Source organism: Pseudomonas capeferrum, assembly GCF_013523055.1.
In the GTDB taxonomy this organism is placed as follows: domain Bacteria; phylum Pseudomonadota; class Gammaproteobacteria; order Pseudomonadales; family Pseudomonadaceae; genus Aquipseudomonas; species Aquipseudomonas capeferrum_A.
The window spans coordinates 143,541-159,127 of the sequence record NZ_JAAMQM010000006.1 but is presented as its reverse complement, the minus strand read 5'-3'; the positions used below and the strand labels follow the sequence as shown (position 1 = coordinate 159,127).

Below are 15,587 nucleotides of genomic sequence, written 5' to 3'. Positions count from 1 at the left end.
CAAGCTGATCTAGAGGTCGTGAGATGAGTAAAAAGCGTTACCCCAGACTGTTTGGCATTCTGCCCTTTTTAGGCATGCTTTTACTCAGTGGGTGCAACTGGACCCTGCTCGACCCCAAGGGTCAGGTCGGCATTGAGCAAAAGAACCTTATCCTGATCGCAACCGGCCTGATGTTGCTGGTGGTGGTACCGGTCATTGTCATGACCCTGGTCTTTGCCTGGAAGTACCGTGCTTCCAACAAGTCCGCCACCTACACGCCGGACTGGTCGCATTCGACCAAGATCGAGGCCGCGGTGTGGATCATTCCGATCCTGATCATTACCGCCCTGGGTTATGTCACCTACAAGACTACCCACTCCCTGGATCCGTACCGTCCGCTGGATTCCGACGTCAAGCCGATCCAGATCGACGTGGTCGCACTGGATTGGAAGTGGCTGTTCATCTATCCGGAGCAGGGCATTGCCACGGTCAACAAGATCGTCTTCCCGGCCAACACTCCGGTGAACTTCCGCGTCACCTCCGACGCCGTGATGAACTCCTTCTTCATCCCGGGCCTGGGCGGCCAGATCTACGCGATGGCCGGCATGACCACCAAGCTGCACCTGATCGCCAACGAAAACGGTGTGTTCGACGGGATCTCCGCGAACTACAGCGGTGCCGGCTTCACCGGCATGAAGTTCAAGGCTACTGCGACGTCCCAGGCTGATTTCGAGGCATGGGTAAGCGAAGTCAAGCAGTCGCCGAAGACGCTGAACAAGGCTGAATACGAAGCCTTGATCAAACCAAGTGAAAACAATCCAGTGACGCTGTACAGCGCGGCACCGGCCGACACGTTCCAGTCCATCGTCGACAAGTACGAAGGCATGAACCGCGGCAAGCCGGTCGTCCACGAAGAAGCAGGCAGCAAGGATCTGGCCACTACCGAAGGTGTGGACTCGAGTAAGCAACCAGCTGCCGGGGCAGAGGAGTAAGAGATGTTCGGTAAATTAAGTCTGGAGGCGATACCTTTCCACGAGCCGATAGTCATGGTGACGCTTGCCATGATCGCGCTCGGCGGTATCGCTGTAGCTGGTGGTATCACCTACTTCCGCAAGTGGAACTACCTGTGGAGTGAGTGGCTGACCTCGGTCGACCACAAGAAGATCGGCGTGATGTACATCATCGTCGCGATGGTCATGCTGCTGCGCGGCTTTGCCGACGCGATCATGATGCGGAGCCAGCAGGCGCTTGCCACTAGCGGCTCCGAAGGCTACCTGCCGCCTGAACACTATGACCAGATCTTCACCGCCCACGGTGTGATCATGATCATCTTCATGGCGATGCCATTCTTCACCGGCCTGATGAACCTGGCTCTGCCTCTGCAGATCGGTGCCCGTGACGTCGCCTTCCCGTTCCTGAACTCCCTGAGCTTCTGGCTGCTGGTTGCTGGCGTGATCCTGGTCAACCTGTCGCTGGGCGTCGGCGAATTCGCCAAGACCGGCTGGGTAGCGTATCCGCCGCTATCGGGTCTGCAATACAGTCCCGGGGTCGGTGTCGACTACTACATCTGGGCGCTACAGCTATCGGGTATAGGGACAACGCTGACGGGCGTCAACTTCCTCGTCACCGTGATGAAAATGCGTGCGCCTGGCATGAAGCTGATGGACATGCCGATCTTCACCTGGACCTGCACCTGGGCCAACGTGCTGATCGTCGCTTCGTTCCCGATCCTGACCGCTGCCCTTGCACTGCTGACCGTTGACCGTTATCTGGACTTCCACATCTTCACCAACGAGCTTGGTGGGAACCCGATGATGTACGTCAACCTGTTCTGGGCCTGGGGTCACCCTGAGGTATACATCCTGATCCTGCCGGCCTTCGGCGTGTTCTCGGAAGTCACCTCGACCTTCACCAGCAAGCGCCTGTTCGGCCACCACGCGATGATCTATGCATCGGGTGCGATCGCCATCCTCGGCTTTGCGGTCTGGCTGCACCACTTCTTCACCATGGGTTCGGGCGCCAGCGTCAACACCTTCTTCGGTTTGGCGACGATGCTGATCTCGATCCCGACGGGTGTGAAACTGTTCAACTGGCTGTTCACCATCTACCAGGGCCGTCTGCGCTTCACCGCGCCGGTACTCTGGACCCTGGGCTTCATGGTCACCTTCTCCATCGGTGGCATGACCGGCGTACTGCTGGCCGTTCCAGGTGCTGACTTCGTGCTGCACAACAGCCTGTTCGTGATCGCTCACTTCCATAACGTGATCATTGGTGGTGCGGTGTTCGGCTACATTGCCGGCTTCGCCTTCTGGTTCCCGAAAGCGTTCGGTTTCACCCTGAACGAGAAGTGGGGCAAGGCTGCGTTCTGGTTCTGGATCTCGGGCTTCTACGTGGCCTTCATGCCACTGTACGCACTGGGCTTCATGGGCATGACCCGTCGCCTGAACCACACCGACAACCCACTGTGGGAACCCTATCTGTACGTTGCAGTGTGTGGTGCGGTGCTGATCGCATGCGGTATCGCCTGCCAGCTGATCCAGCTGTACGTGTCGGTGCGCGATCGCAACGAGAACCGTGACGTGACCGGCGACCCATGGGGCGGCCGTACTCTGGAATGGTCGACCTCGTCGCCACCACCGTTCTACAACTTCGCCACCATGCCGGAAAAAGTCGGCCTGGACGCCTGGCACGAAGCCAAGGAAGCCGGTGTCGCCTACAAGGTTCCAGCCAAGTACGAAGCGATCCACATGCCTAACAACACCTCTACCGGTGTGTTCATGGGCCTGCTGCTTGCTGTGTTCGGCTTCGGCTTCATCTGGCACATCTGGTGGCTGGTTGGCGTCAGCCTGGTAGCGACCATCGCGGTCTTCGTTCGCCATGCAGCGCGTGACGACCAGGGCTACATGGTTCCCGCCGAGGAAGTGGCGCGTATCGAAGCGGAACACCAGAAGGCCCTGCGCCTGGCTGGCGTCGCTACCGGTGGCGCACGTGTCGAATCGTTTGAACGGGTTTAATCAATGTCCAGTCAAGTAATCAACACTGGTGCTCATGGTCATGACCATGGGCACGACGATCACCACCACGACTCGGGCCAGATGACCGTCTTCGGTTTCTGGCTGTACCTGATGACCGACTGCATCCTGTTTGCGTCGCTCTTCGCCACCTACGCGGTGCTGTCCGGCAGTTTTGCCGGCGGCCCGTCGGGTCATGACATTTTCGAACTGCCTTTCGTGGCCGTCGAAACCGGGTTGCTGCTGCTGTCCAGTATCACCTTCGGCTTCGCCATGCTGCAGATGTTCAAAGGCAACAAGGGCGCCGTGCTGGGCTGGTTGGCAGTGACCTTCCTGTTCGGCGCAGGCTTCATCGCGATGGAAGTCTACGAGTTCCAACACCTGATCGGCGAGGGCTTCGGTCCTCAGCGCAGCGGCTTCCTGTCGGGCTTCTTCGCTCTGGTCGGTACCCACGGTCTGCACGTGACCACCGGCCTGATCTGGATGGCCATCCTGATGTACCAGCTGAACAAGCATGGCATCACCCCGACCGCCAAGACGCGCATGAGCTGCCTGAGCCTGTTCTGGCACTTCCTGGACGTGGTCTGGATCTGCGTCTTCACCGTCGTCTATCTGCTGGGGGTTCTGTAATGGCCAATGCACACGACAATCATCACGCCGAGGCCGGCCACGGCAGCGTGAAGTCCTACATGATCGGTTTCGTGCTGTCGGTGATCCTGACCGCGATCCCGTTCGGGCTGGTGATGTACCCGAGCCTGCCGAAGAACCTGACCGTCATGATCGTGGTGGCACTCGCCGCGATCCAGGTAGTGGTGCACCTGGCGTACTTCCTGCACATGGACCGTACGCCTGCACAGCGCTCCAACCTGACGACGTTCCTGTTCACCGCGCTGGTGATCGCACTGCTGGTCGGCTTGTCACTATGGATCATGTTCAGCATCCATACTTCGATGATGGCCAAGTGAGGTAAGACTGCATGTCCGTTAAGCACTTTATCCAAATCACCAAACCGGGGATCATTTTCGGTAACGTGCTTTCCGTGGCAGGCGGTTTCTTCCTTGCCGCGCAAGGTCATGTGGACTTCGCCCTGCTCCTGGCGGTGGTGATCGGCACTTCTCTGGTGGTTGCGTCCGGTTGCGTGTTCAACAACTGCATCGACCGTGACATCGACCAGAAGATGGAACGTACCAAGAACCGCGCCATGGTTCAGGGCGACATGTCACTGCCTGTCGCGCTGGCCTACGCAACCCTGCTTGGATTGACCGGCCTGGGCCTGCTGTACTTCCAGGCCAATCCGCTGGCGGCGTTGTGCGGCCTGATCGGCTTCGTCATCTACGTCGGCTTCTACAGCCTGTGGTTGAAGCGCAAATCGGTGCACGGCACCTTGGTCGGCAGCCTGTCCGGTGCCATGCCTCCGGTGATCGGTTACTGCGCCGTGAGCAACAGCTTCGATCTGGCCGCAGTGACCCTGCTGGTGATGTTCAGCCTGTGGCAGATGCCGCACAGCTATGCGATCGCCATCTTCCGCTTCAACGATTACAGCGCCGCCAAGATTCCGGTCTTGCCGGTGGCGCGTGGAATCCTTGCGGCGAAGAAGCAGATCCTGCTGTACATCCTGGCATTCGTGCTCGCGACCCTGATGCTCACCCTCGGCGGCTACGCCGGTCTGGGCTACCTGGCCGTCGCGGCTGGCATGGGCATGTACTGGCTGTACATGGCCTGGGGTGGCTACAAGGCTGAAGATGACAGCAAGTGGGCTCGCAAGGTGTTCGGCTTCTCCATCCTCACTGTCACCGCCCTGAGCGTGATGATGTCGGTGGACAGCCAGACCGCTGGCGAAGTACTGATGACGTACGCGCGCTGACAGTTGCCTGTTGCACAAAAACGCCCCGGCTTGCCGGGGCTTTTTTTTGCCCATAGGCTTTGAAGTTGTCAGTACCGGCCTTTTCGCTGGCAAGCCAGCTCCTACAGGTATAGCGCAGGTCTCAGGCATGGCGCTGTACCTGGACTGCCCCCCAAGGGTTGGATTGGTGTCCAACTGCTTGGGACAGTCCATACCTGTGGGAGCTGGCTTGCCAGCGAAGAGGCCGGTGCTGGCGTCACACATTTCCCAGCATCCCTTTACAACCCATCTCCCCCAAACTATCTTCTCCCTCGGCCACCGCAGTGGCCAACGTCGCTCGGACGGTTCCGGGCGCTTACGTCTTCGAGGTACACATGGCCGAACAAGGTTCGCCGCGCCGCTTTGCGCGCATCGATCGTCTTCCCCCTTACGTCTTCAATATCACCGCCGAGCTCAAGATGGCAGCCCGCCGTCGTGGCGAGGACATCATCGACCTGAGCATGGGCAACCCCGACGGCGCCACGCCGCCGCACATCGTCGAGAAGCTGGTGCAGGTCGCCCAGCGTGAAGATACCCACGGCTATTCCACCTCGCGCGGCATTCCGCGTTTGCGGCGTGCGATTTCGCGCTGGTACCAGGAGCGCTACGAGGTCGAGATCGATCCCGAAAGCGAGGCCATCGTCACCATCGGTTCCAAGGAAGGGCTGGCGCACCTGATGCTCGCCACGCTGGACCAGGGCGATACCGTGCTGGTGCCCAATCCCAGCTACCCGATCCACATCTACGGCGCAGTGATCGCCGGTGCTCATGTACGGTCGGTACCCTTGGTTCCGGGCGTGGACTTCTTCAACGAGCTCGAGCGAGCGATTCGCGAGTCGATTCCCAAGCCGAAGATGATGATTCTCGGTTTCCCCTCCAATCCGACCGCACAGTGCGTCGAACTGGATTTCTTCGAACGCGTGGTCGCTTTGGCCAAGCAGTACGATGTGCTGGTGGTCCACGACCTGGCCTACGCCGACATCGTCTATGACGGATGGAAAGCGCCGTCGATCCTGCAGGTGCCTGGCGCCAAGGATATCGCGGTGGAATTCTTCACCCTGTCCAAGAGCTACAACATGGCGGGCTGGCGGATCGGTTTCATGGTAGGCAACCCTGAACTGGTCAATGCCCTGGCGCGGATCAAGAGCTACCACGACTACGGCACTTTCACCCCGCTGCAGGTAGCGGCCATCGCCGCGCTCGAAGGCGACCAGCAGTGCGTGCGCGATATCGCCGAGCAGTATCGCCAGCGCCGCAACCTGCTGGTCAAGGGCCTGCACGAGATGGGCTGGATGGTCGAGAATCCCAAGGCGTCGATGTATGTCTGGGCGAAGATTCCCGAGGCCTATGCGCATTTGGGCTCGCTGGAGTTCGCCAAGAAGATGCTGGCCGAGGCCAAGGTCTGCGTTTCTCCGGGCATCGGTTTCGGCGAATACGGCGACGATCATGTGCGCTTTGCCCTGATCGAGAACCAGGACCGTATCCGCCAGGCGATTCGTGGTATCCGGCAGATGTTCCGCGCCGACGGTCTGACCCGCAAGTGAACTGATAACGCTGCCTTGCCAGGGAGAGGGTGGGGCAGCGTAGGATGCGAAAAGCCTATCCAGTTGGGTATCGCCAGCCGAGTGGAGGCCTGTTCTCGACCAGGCTGGCAACACTGGCTACCGACGTCGATCGAGCCTGTCGTCGGTCAGTCCGGATTTATTTCTCTGCCCCCCTTCTAAGTCCGTCGCAGTTGGATTACAAATAGCGCAGCGGGCTTGACCCGAACAACTATAATCCTTCCCCCCGTTCCACTCATCATGTCCGAATATAACCCTTGCTTGAACTGCGGCGCCTGCTGCGGGTATTTCCGTGTGTCCTTCTTCTGGGGCGAGTGCGAATCGGCCGGCGGGCTGGTGCCCGATGACCTGGTCGTGCAGATCAACCCGACTCGGGTCGCCATGATCGGTACGGACAGCAAGCCGTGTCGCTGCGTGAGCCTGGCGGGAGAGATCGGCCAGCAGGTGGGTTGCACCATCTACGCCCAGCGCTCCTCGCCCTGTCGCGAATTCGAAGCGTCTTGGGTCGACGGCGTTCATAACCCCAGCTGCGACGCTGCCCGTGCCGCTTACGGACTGCCACCATTGGAAGCCAATGAGCCGCATTGGCCAGATGATGGGGTGCAGGTCGCTTGAAGGTAGTGCCGGTGAAGCTTCGACTTCCGTCGTAGTCCCGGCCCGTTGCAGTGCATGTCGGCCCCACGGACGCTAGACTGTGGGTTTATGGCAGTGGACAGGAGGTCCCGTGTGGCCCGACCCCGCAGTTTCCCCAACGATCTGTGCCTGCATAGCCCGCGCCTGTGGCTGCGTCCCATGCGCCATGCCGATGCGCCACAATGGCTGACGATCATGTCCGATCCCGTGGTCATGCGCTATTGGCACCACGCTCCGTGGCAGTTCCTGGCCGAAGCCGAGGGTGCCTTGGCTGCCGACCGCGAAGGGCTTGTCGGCGGCTGTCTGCTCAAGCTGGGCATGTATCGTCGTGATACCGATGCACTGATCGGCATGTGCCAGCTGTTCAACATCGACGATGCTTCCCGTCGCGGCGAGATCGGCTATTGCCTGTCCAGCGCCTTGCAGGGGCGTGGCTACATGGACGAAGCGCTGACGTGCTTCATCGACTACCTGGCGCACACCCTGCACATGCGCAGGCTCGAGGCGGAGATCGATCCGCGCAACAGTGGGTCGGCCCGTACCTTGGAACGTCAGGGCTTCGTGCGTGAAGGGACGCTGCGCGCGCGATGGTGTGTCAACGGCGTGTTGTCCGACTCCGCTATCTATGGATTGCTGCTCGAGCCAGCTGTCGTCTGAAGTCTGTGTGCGGTATGGTCGGCTCCTTTTTCGAGAATCCGGAGCCGTCGTCTTGGCTTACTACCTGACCTTGAGCCTGTCCCTGTTCTTGCTATGCCTGGCCTTCGATGGCGCCAGCATGGCGGGCGGCTCGCACATGCCCGCCCTGCAGATGCTGCTCTACGGGCCTTGGGGCATGCCCTTCGGCTTGTTCCAATGGTTCGCCAACCCGCTGTTGGCACTGGCGATACTTGCGCATCGACGCTTTCGTCGTTTGTCCTTGTTGATGGGGCTTGTGGCGCTGTACCTGGCCGGTAGCAGTTTCGCAATCGAGCGCCTGCCGGACAACCTGAGCTATGCCTTTCAGACGGTCACCGGGGTGGGACTGGGGTTCTACCTGTGGTCGCTGTCGATCCTGAGTTTCTGTCTGGGGCAGGGGTGGTGGTGCTGGCGAGCACGTGCCGCGGGTGATGTACCCGGTTGGCGATTGATCGACATGCTGCTGATCGGCACCCTCGGGCTGGTCCTGTACAGCGCTACCCAGATGCCGTCCCTGCGCTTCGAGCCGGGCAGGGTACTGATGCCGCCGGAGCCGGGACAGGTGTTGTGAGGGTGAGCACGGGATGAGCAGGAGCGCGGCTCAGCGCGTCACCAGAGCCCATCCATGTACGGATTTCCAATACCCCGCTTCATTGCGGCAGGCATCGCTTCGCTGGGCACTGATACTGCCTGCAAAGGGAACGTCCCGGTACAGGAACAATCCGATTATTCCTCAAAGCCGTCGAACGTCATCACGGCTGCCAGGCTTTGCATCCCGCCACCCAAGGGAGCCCATATGCTCAAGCGATACCTGTTGCTCACCGTCACCATGGCCTGCATAACCTCGTTCGCTCAGGCCGAGGATTATTCGACCACCTACACCCAGTGCATGGACAAGGCTTCCAGCACCTTGGCGATGAGCAGTTGCATCACGGCAGAGACCCAACTGCAGGACAATCGCCTCAACCGGGTCTACAAACAGCTGATGACAAGGCTGGACAGCGACCGGCAGAAGCGCCTGCGCGAAGTGCAGCGGAACTGGATCAAGTACCGTGATGGCAACTGTGCGTTCATGGGCCGCCTGAGCGACGGAACCCTCCATCGCATCGACGGGGCCATGTGCTTGCTGGGGGCGACCGGCGACCGGGCAGCCGAGCTGGAGCGTGTGCTCAGCCCAGGGCAGTAGATCCATATCGCGCGTCACCGGGGCAGGACAAGAGAGGGGATGCTGGACGCCCCTGTGACGGCCTGCCCACCAGGCCTCAGTGCTGCGCTCGCGCGCGCAGGTATTCGCGTATCTCGACACCGTCCCCCGCGAACTCGATTCGTTCCGCCTTGGCGTCACGCTGGTAGGCGTACATCGGATCGTAGTACTCGTTGAGCAACCCTTCGATCCAGGCGCGATGCAGGTCTACCGCGCCGCTGCGCAGCTGCTCTTCGAGCGCCTGTTCGAGAAGGGTGGACAGGCGCTGAAAACACTCGCCACCCAGGCGCTTGCGGATATTGACCATGCTCTGACGCATGCGCTCGGCGAACAGTTGGGGACCGCTGTCCTCGCCATGCAATGCAGTGAACTCGGCACAGAGGTTGATCACATAGTCTCGCAGGATCCGCTCGACCCGATTGGGGAAGCTGTCTTCCAGCCAGACCAGCGGATAGTGCTGCATGCCGTGGTACAGCGCCAACGGCACCGAGCAACTGCCGACGATACGGCCTTCGTCCTCGAGCACGAACTGGCGTATGCCGCGCGCGCGTTTCTTCAGCACGTCGATCGCCAGGGCATTCTCGAAATCGATCTGCGTCGGCTGGCCAGTGGCCCGCTTGCCGAAGCTTGAGCCGCGGTGGTTGGCATGGCCTTCCAGGTCCAAGACGTTGTCCAGCTGTAGCAGGACATCGGTCTTGCCGGTGCCGGTCAGGCCGCCTACCAGGACGAAATCGCACTGTTCCACCGCCTGTTCGGTAGTCTCCAGCAGAAAGGTACGCAGCGCCTTGTAGCCACCCTTCACGCGCGGATAATCGACGCCGGCTTCCTTGAGCCATTGCTGCACGATCTGGGAGCGCAGGCCGCCACGAAAACAGTAGAGATAACCGTCCGGATGAGCCTTGGCGAACGCCGCCCAGGCCTCCAGGCGCGCCTGCTTGACCGCGCCGCCGACCAACTGATGTCCAAGGGCGATGGCAGCCGCCTGCCCTTGCTGCTTGTAGCAGGTACCCACCTTCTGCCGTTCCTGGTCCATCATCAGCGGCAGGTTGACGACACCCGGGAAGGCGCCCTTGGTGAATTCGATCGGTGCGCGCATGTCCATCATCGGCGCATCGTCGAGGAACAGCTGACGGTAATCGGTGCAGTCGTCGCGCATTACAGCACCTCGACCGCGTGGCTCTGTCGCTCGACCAGTTCGCCGATCGGCGCCAGGTCTAGGCCCAGCTCGGCGGCCACCGCGAGGAACTCGGCTTCGCCGTCCGGGTTGACCGCCACCAGCAGGCCACCGCTGGTCTGCGGGTCGCACAGCAGGTGCTTGCGGTCGTCGACCAACGGGCCGACCTTGTGGCCATAGCTCTCGAAGTTGCGCAGCGTTCCGCCCGGCACGCAGCCTTCGGCCAGGTAATACTCGACACTCGGCAGGCGCGGTACGGCGTCGTAGTTCAACCGCGCGGTCAGGCCGCTGCCCTCGGCCAGTTCCAGCAGGTGACCCAGGAGGCCGAAGCCGGTGACGTCGGTCATCGCCTTGACGCCGTCGAGCTTGCCGAAACGACTGCCGGGGGTGTTGAGGGTACACATCCAGTCGCGGGCCAGGCCCTGGTCCTGTTCGCGCAGCTTGGCCTTCTTTTCCGCCGTGGTAAGGATGCCGATGCCCAGCGGCTTGGTCAGGTACAGGCGGCAGCCTTGGGTGGCGGTATCGTTGCGCTTGAGATGACGCTTGCTGACCACACCGGTCACGGCCAGGCCGAAGATCGGCTCGGGGGCGTCGATCGAGTGACCACCCGCCAGCGGGATGCCGGCTTCGGCGCAGACCGCGCGACCACCACGAATCACCTCGCGGGCGACCTCCGGCGGCAACAGGTTGACTGGCCAGCCGAGAATGGCGATGGCCATCAGGGGATCGCCGCCCATGGCGTAGATGTCACTGATCGCGTTGGTCGCGGCGATACGCCCGAAATCGTACGGATCGTCGACGATGGGCATGAAGAAGTCGGTGGTCGAGACCACGCCGCGTTCATCGTCCAGTGCGTAGACAGCCGCATCGTCGCGCGAGGCATTGCCGACCCAGAGGTTCGGGTCCAGGGCCTGCGTGCCGCTTTCGGCGAGGATCACGTCCAGCACCTTGGGAGAAATCTTGCAGCCGCAACCTGCGCCGTGGCTGTACTGGGTCAGCCGGATCGATTCGCTCATGGGAGTACCTCGGGAATTGTATCGCGCGATTGTAGCAAAGCTGGCCTTTGCGCCACCGCCTCTTATAATTCGCACGGTCGGCGCGGATGTCGGCCCTTGCTCGCTACAGAACCGGAGAGTCCCCCATGTTCAAACGTCCCTTGGCGCTGGCCGCCGGCCTCGTGCTGTCCTGTTCCGCCTTGCTGGCCAATGCCGCCGACACCCTGCGGGTCAGCGCCATCCCTGATGAGGCGCCCACCGAACTGCTGCGCAAGTTCAAGCCGCTGGGTGACTACCTGGGGCAGCAACTGGGAATGAAGGTGCAATTCGTGCCGGTATCGGACTACCCCGCGGTCGTCGAGGCGCTGGCCACCAATCGCCTGGACATGGCCTGGCTGGGCGGCTTCACTTTCGTCCAGGTGCACCTGAAGGACCCGACCGCCACGCCGCTGGTACAGCGCGAACAGGATTCCAAGTTCACCAGCAAATTCATTACCGCCAACCCGGACGTGCACAGCCTGGCTGACCTCAAGGGCAAGACGTTCGCCTTCGGCTCGATCTCGTCCACCTCCGGCAGTCTCATGCCGCGCTACTTCATGCTCAAGAACGACGACATCAAGCCGGAAGGCTACTTCAGCCGCATCGCCTACTCCGGTGCCCATGATGCCACCGCCGCCTGGGTGCAGGCCGGCAAGGTCGATGCGGGCGTGCTCAACGCCAGCGTGTGGGACAAGCTGGTGGCCTCGGGCAAGGTCGACACCGACAAGGTCAAGGTATTCGCCACCACGCCGACCTACTACGACTACAACTGGACCGTGCGCGGCAACATGGACCCGGCCCTGAAGGACAAGATCAAGGCCGCCTTCCTGGCGCTCGACCCTTCCAAACCCGAGCACAAGGCGATCCTCGACCTGCAGGCGGCCAGCCGCTTCATCGAGACCAGGCCGAGCAACTATGAAGGCACCGAGGAAGCCGCACGCGCCGCCGGTCTGCTCAAGTGAGCATCCGCTTGCACGGGGCCAGCCTGCGCCATGGTCAGGTCTTGGCCCTGGACGGCATAGACCTGTGCATCGAAGCCGGCGAGCGGGTGGCGATCATTGGCCCCTCCGGCGCGGGCAAGTCCAGTCTCCTGCACCTCATGGCCAGTGCCCTGCGCCCCAGTAGCGGCAGGCTGGAGTTGCTCGGCGAGCAGCCTTGGACGCTGTCCGGTCGAGCTCGCCAACGTTTGCGCGCGCGTGTCGGGCTGGTCCACCAGGCGCCACCGCTACCGCCTCGGCAGCGCGTGGTCACAGCGGTGTTGGCCGGGCGTCTGGGCCAGTGGGGCACCTTGCGCGGCTTGGCCAACCTGATCTGTCCGCTGGACGTGCCTGGCGCGCGTCAAGCGCTGGCGGATCTGGGGCTGGCCGACAAACTGTTCGTGCAGTGCGGACAGCTTTCCGGAGGGCAGTTGCAGCGCGTCGGCATTGCCCGCGCGTTGTACCAGCGGCCCCAGGTGCTGCTGGCGGATGAACCGGTCTCGGCCATGGACCCGGTACTGGCCGATCACAGTCTGGGCCTGCTCAACCGCCATGCCGATGTCAACGGCGTGACCCTGGTGGCCAGCCTGCACGCCGTGGAACTGGCGTTGGCGCACTTTCCAAGGGTGATCGGCATCCGCGATGGCAAGGTGGCCTTCGATTGTCCGGCCGACGCGGTTACCCAGGCGTTGCTCGACGCGCTCTACGCCAACGAGCAACTGCTCGCGCAACAACCCGTGCCGGGACCGTCCCTGGTGGTGCAGATCCCCCGATGCTGATACCTAACGCGCGCGATCCCGCCACACTGCCGCGCCTGCTGCTGATGCTCCTGGCGCTTGTCCTGCTGTGGCCGGGCCTGCAACTGAGCGAACTGAATCCGGGTGTCCTGCTGGAAGCGGAAAACCGCCGACAGATGGGTAATTTCGTCAGCGCCTTCTGGCCACCCGCGCATGAGCGCGAATTCCTCGATCTGCTGCTCGAAGCCACCCTGCAGACCCTTGCCGTGGCGACCGTCGGCATGGCCATGGCGCTGCTGCTGGCGGTCCCAGCGAGTCTGTTGGCCAGTCGCGCGCTGTCGCTTGGGGCGGCGTCCCGAGGCGGTCGACCGGGCTTCTGGTCGCAAACGCTACGCCTGCCCATACGTGGCCTGCTGGTGTTTCTGCGCAGCGTTCCGGAGATCGTCTGGGCGCTGTTGTTCGTTCGCGCCGTGGGCCTGGGGCCGACCGCGGGCGTGCTGGCCATCGCCATCACCTACAGCGGCATGCTCGGCAAGGTCTACGCGGAAATCTTCGAATCGGTCGACCAGCGACCTACGCATGCGTTGCTCCAGGCAGGCAGCGGCCGGCTCGGCGCCTTCTTCTACGGGATCCTTCCGAGTGCGGCCTCGGAGCTGGTGTCCTATACCGTCTACCGCTGGGAGTGCGCGGTGCGCGCCTCGGTGGTGATGGGTTTCGTGGGCGCGGGAGGTCTGGGCCAGCAGATCGACCTGTCCATGCGCATGTTCGCCGGTGCCGAGGTGGCGAGCATGCTGCTGACATTCCTGGTACTGGTGTTCTTCGCGGATCAGCTCAGCCGTCTGTTGCGTGGGAGGCTGACATGAACCGGGCGATCAACTGGCTGGTGCTGCTGGCGATCCTGGCGGCGGTGGTCGGCTCCTTTGTCTACCTTGGCCTGGATCTGCGGGCGCTGGTGGGCAATGGCGGGCTGGAGCAGATGGGCGAGTACGCGACGCGCTTTCTCAGCCCCGACCTGTCGAGCGGGCATCTGCGCGCGGTCGGTCATGGCGCCTTGGAAACCCTGGCCATGTCCGGCCTCGGCACCTTGCTGGCGATGATCTTCGGGCTACTCCTGGCACTGCCCGCCGCCGGGCGGTTCGGCTGGCCGCTGCAAGGCGCTGCCCGGCTGCTGCTCAACGGCCTGCGGGCCATCCCCGAGCTCGTCTGGGCGGCGCTGACCGTATTGGCGGCAGGGCTTGGGCCGAATGCCGGAACCCTGGCCCTGGCATTGCACACGGCAGGCGTGCTGGGTCGGCTGTTCGCCGAAGCGTTGGAGAATGCCCCGCCCGAGCCCGCCGCCGCCATCCGTCTGCAGGGAGGCAGCCAGGTCGCGGCGTTCTGCTTTGGCACGCTGCCCAATCTCTGGCCCCAGTTGCTCGCCTATAGCCTGTACCGCTGGGAGAACAACATCCGCATGGCCAGTGTGCTGGGTTTCGTCGGTGCCGGTGGGCTGGGGCAGATGCTCTACACCACGCTGAGCCTGTTCCAGGAGTCGCAGGCCAGCACGGTCATCGTTGCCATGCTGGTCCTGGTGTTGCTAGTGGACGCGGCAAGCGATGTCATGCGCCAGCGCTACGTGAGGGCCTGAAGCGGGGCTTGCCGACGCCTCGGCGCTCGGCATCCTTATTCCGCCCCCAGTTTCTCCACCTGGGCCTCGCGTTGCATCGACTCCAGGTTGCGCTCGATGGTCTCGCAGATCTTTTCCATCTGGATCTGGTGTTCGCTGAAGCGGAACGGGCTCTGCAGATCCGAGCCGATTCGCTCGATCGCCAACAGCATGAAGCCCACCACCGTCGAGGCCAGTGGCGTGAACCAGCCCAGCGATTCCACCAGGCCGACCGGAACGATCAGGCAGAAGAGGCTGATGAACAGCCTCGGGAAATACACGTAAGGGTAGGGCAGTGGCGTATTGGCGATCCGCTCCATGCCGCCCTGGGCGTTGGACAGGTCGACCAGCGTCGACTCCAGTCGCGACAGGCGGATGCTGTCCAGTCGTCCCTCCTTGTATTCGCGCGCCAGCATGGCCGCGGAGCCGCTGAGAATGTCGTTGGCAAAGTTGTTGGAGCCGTTGCGTCGCTCGAACTCCTTGGGTGGAATGAACGCCATCAGCTCGTCGGGGCAAGGTTCGCCCTTCAAGTGCGCAGCCAGACAATTGACATAGGCGACATGGCGACGCAGCAGCGAGGCCTTGACCGGGTTGGGGCTGTCGTCGATGTCATCGACCAGGGTCAGCACCTGCCGGGCGAAGCTGCGTGAGCTGTTCACCAGCGCGCCCCATAGCGTGCGCGCTTCCCACCAACGGTTGTAGGCGCTGCTGTTGCGAAAGCTCACCAGCACCACCAGCGCGGAGCCGAGCAGGGTCAAAGGCATCAATGGCAAGGTGAATTCGGTGTTGAAAAACAGCATGAATTCGATCGTGACCATCACATCCCAGATCAGCAGCCAGAACAGGGACCAGCCGATGTAGCCGAATGTCTTGACCACCAGTCGATACTTGCGGGCAATGGCGTCTTTCACGGAGAGGAACCTCGAAGTGGCGCGGATGAAGATCGGACGCCGAGGCGAGGTCAAGGTTCGTCGTGACCGGGAGCTGGATGTTGCGAAAGGTGTTCATCCCCTTTGGCGCATCGCCAAGGCCGCCATAGGCCAGGGAGTGCAGCTCATCCAGTGAACTTGGAGT

General features: G+C 62.2%; 18 protein-coding genes. 15 read left to right on the top strand and 3 right to left on the bottom strand.

Going from position 1 to position 15,587, the window contains the following annotated elements:
- Positions 1 to 23: 23 nt before the first annotated feature.
- From cyoA to G7009_RS08945, 10 genes are all read left to right on the top strand, one after another.
- Positions 24 to 971 carry a ubiquinol oxidase subunit II gene (gene cyoA, locus G7009_RS08990; protein ID WP_181129643.1) on the top strand — a complete coding sequence of 316 codons (948 nt, stop codon included), beginning with the start codon at positions 24 to 26 and terminating at the stop codon, positions 969 to 971.
- A 3-nt stretch (positions 972 to 974) separates the two neighbouring features.
- Positions 975 to 2,993: a cytochrome o ubiquinol oxidase subunit I gene (cyoB, locus tag G7009_RS08985; RefSeq protein WP_181129642.1), complete on the top strand. Its 2,019-nt coding sequence runs from the start codon at positions 975 to 977 to the stop codon at positions 2,991 to 2,993.
- Positions 2,994 to 2,996: 3 nt separating this feature from the next.
- Positions 2,997 to 3,620: a cytochrome o ubiquinol oxidase subunit III gene (gene cyoC / locus G7009_RS08980; RefSeq protein ID WP_181129641.1), complete on the top strand. Its 624-nt coding sequence runs from the start codon at positions 2,997 to 2,999 to the stop codon at positions 3,618 to 3,620.
- Complete coding sequence (gene cyoD, locus G7009_RS08975) at positions 3,620 to 3,955, top strand: cytochrome o ubiquinol oxidase subunit IV (protein ID WP_181129640.1); 336 nt, start codon at positions 3,620 to 3,622, stop codon at positions 3,953 to 3,955. Before cyoC ends, cyoD begins: the two co-directional genes overlap by 1 nt.
- An 11-nt stretch (positions 3,956 to 3,966) precedes the next feature.
- Positions 3,967 to 4,854, top strand: a complete 888-nt coding sequence (gene cyoE, locus G7009_RS08970) for a heme o synthase (RefSeq protein WP_181129639.1) — start codon at positions 3,967 to 3,969, stop codon at positions 4,852 to 4,854.
- A gap of 353 nt (positions 4,855 to 5,207) precedes the next feature.
- Positions 5,208 to 6,416 carry an alanine transaminase gene (alaC, locus tag G7009_RS08965; protein WP_181129638.1) on the top strand — a complete coding sequence of 403 codons (1,209 nt, stop codon included), beginning with the start codon at positions 5,208 to 5,210 and terminating at the stop codon, positions 6,414 to 6,416.
- A 258-nt stretch (positions 6,417 to 6,674) separates the two neighbouring features.
- The gene (locus G7009_RS08960) at positions 6,675 to 7,049 is read left to right on the top strand and encodes a YkgJ family cysteine cluster protein (RefSeq protein ID WP_181129637.1); all 375 of its coding nucleotides are present in this window, start codon (positions 6,675 to 6,677) and stop codon (positions 7,047 to 7,049) included.
- A 111-nt stretch (positions 7,050 to 7,160) separates the two neighbouring features.
- Complete coding sequence (locus tag G7009_RS08955; RefSeq protein WP_181129636.1) at positions 7,161 to 7,724, top strand: GNAT family N-acetyltransferase; 564 nt, start codon at positions 7,161 to 7,163, stop codon at positions 7,722 to 7,724.
- Positions 7,725 to 7,776: 52 nt separating this feature from the next.
- Positions 7,777 to 8,313, top strand: coding sequence for a hypothetical protein (locus tag G7009_RS08950; RefSeq protein WP_258197895.1), 537 nt, complete (start codon positions 7,777 to 7,779; stop codon positions 8,311 to 8,313).
- A gap of 225 nt (positions 8,314 to 8,538) precedes the next feature.
- Positions 8,539 to 8,928, top strand: coding sequence for a lysozyme inhibitor LprI family protein (locus G7009_RS08945; protein WP_181129634.1), 390 nt, complete (start codon positions 8,539 to 8,541; stop codon positions 8,926 to 8,928).
- A gap of 76 nt (positions 8,929 to 9,004) precedes the next feature.
- On the opposite strand, the gene mnmH is transcribed toward G7009_RS08945, so the two are convergent.
- Positions 9,005 to 10,102: a tRNA 2-selenouridine(34) synthase MnmH gene (gene mnmH, locus G7009_RS08940; RefSeq protein ID WP_181129633.1), complete on the bottom strand. Its 1,098-nt coding sequence runs from the start codon at positions 10,100 to 10,102 to the stop codon at positions 9,005 to 9,007.
- Positions 10,102 to 11,136 (bottom strand): selenide, water dikinase SelD, encoded by a 1,035-nt coding sequence (selD, locus tag G7009_RS08935; RefSeq protein ID WP_181129632.1) that lies wholly within the window; start codon positions 11,134 to 11,136, stop codon positions 10,102 to 10,104. The genes mnmH and selD overlap by 1 nt, the downstream gene beginning before the upstream one ends.
- A gap of 125 nt (positions 11,137 to 11,261) precedes the next feature.
- On the opposite strand from selD, the gene G7009_RS08930 reads away from it, so the two are divergent.
- The 4 genes from G7009_RS08930 to phnE are packed head-to-tail and all read left to right on the top strand — an operon-like array spanning position 11,262 to position 14,495.
- Positions 11,262 to 12,116, top strand: coding sequence for a putative selenate ABC transporter substrate-binding protein (locus G7009_RS08930; protein WP_181129631.1), 855 nt, complete (start codon positions 11,262 to 11,264; stop codon positions 12,114 to 12,116).
- Positions 12,113 to 12,910 (top strand): phosphonate ABC transporter ATP-binding protein, encoded by a 798-nt coding sequence (locus tag G7009_RS08925; RefSeq protein WP_181129630.1) that lies wholly within the window; start codon positions 12,113 to 12,115, stop codon positions 12,908 to 12,910. Before G7009_RS08930 ends, G7009_RS08925 begins: the two co-directional genes overlap by 4 nt.
- Positions 12,904 to 13,731: a PhnE/PtxC family ABC transporter permease gene (locus G7009_RS08920; protein WP_181129629.1), complete on the top strand. Its 828-nt coding sequence runs from the start codon at positions 12,904 to 12,906 to the stop codon at positions 13,729 to 13,731. Before G7009_RS08925 ends, G7009_RS08920 begins: the two co-directional genes overlap by 7 nt.
- A complete protein-coding gene (gene phnE / locus G7009_RS08915) occupies positions 13,728 to 14,495 on the top strand; it encodes a phosphonate ABC transporter, permease protein PhnE (protein WP_181129628.1) in 768 nt (255 codons plus the stop codon). The genes G7009_RS08920 and phnE overlap by 4 nt, the downstream gene beginning before the upstream one ends.
- 35 nt (positions 14,496 to 14,530) lie before the next feature.
- On the opposite strand, the gene G7009_RS08910 is transcribed toward phnE, so the two are convergent.
- Positions 14,531 to 15,424, bottom strand: coding sequence for a bestrophin family protein (locus tag G7009_RS08910; protein WP_181129627.1), 894 nt, complete (start codon positions 15,422 to 15,424; stop codon positions 14,531 to 14,533).
- A gap of 25 nt (positions 15,425 to 15,449) precedes the next feature.
- Here G7009_RS08910 and G7009_RS27715 point away from each other — a divergent pair, with 25 nt between their 5' ends.
- Positions 15,450 to 15,578 (top strand): hypothetical protein, encoded by a 129-nt coding sequence (locus G7009_RS27715; protein ID WP_258197894.1) that lies wholly within the window; start codon positions 15,450 to 15,452, stop codon positions 15,576 to 15,578.
- Positions 15,579 to 15,587 lie beyond the last annotated feature (9 nt).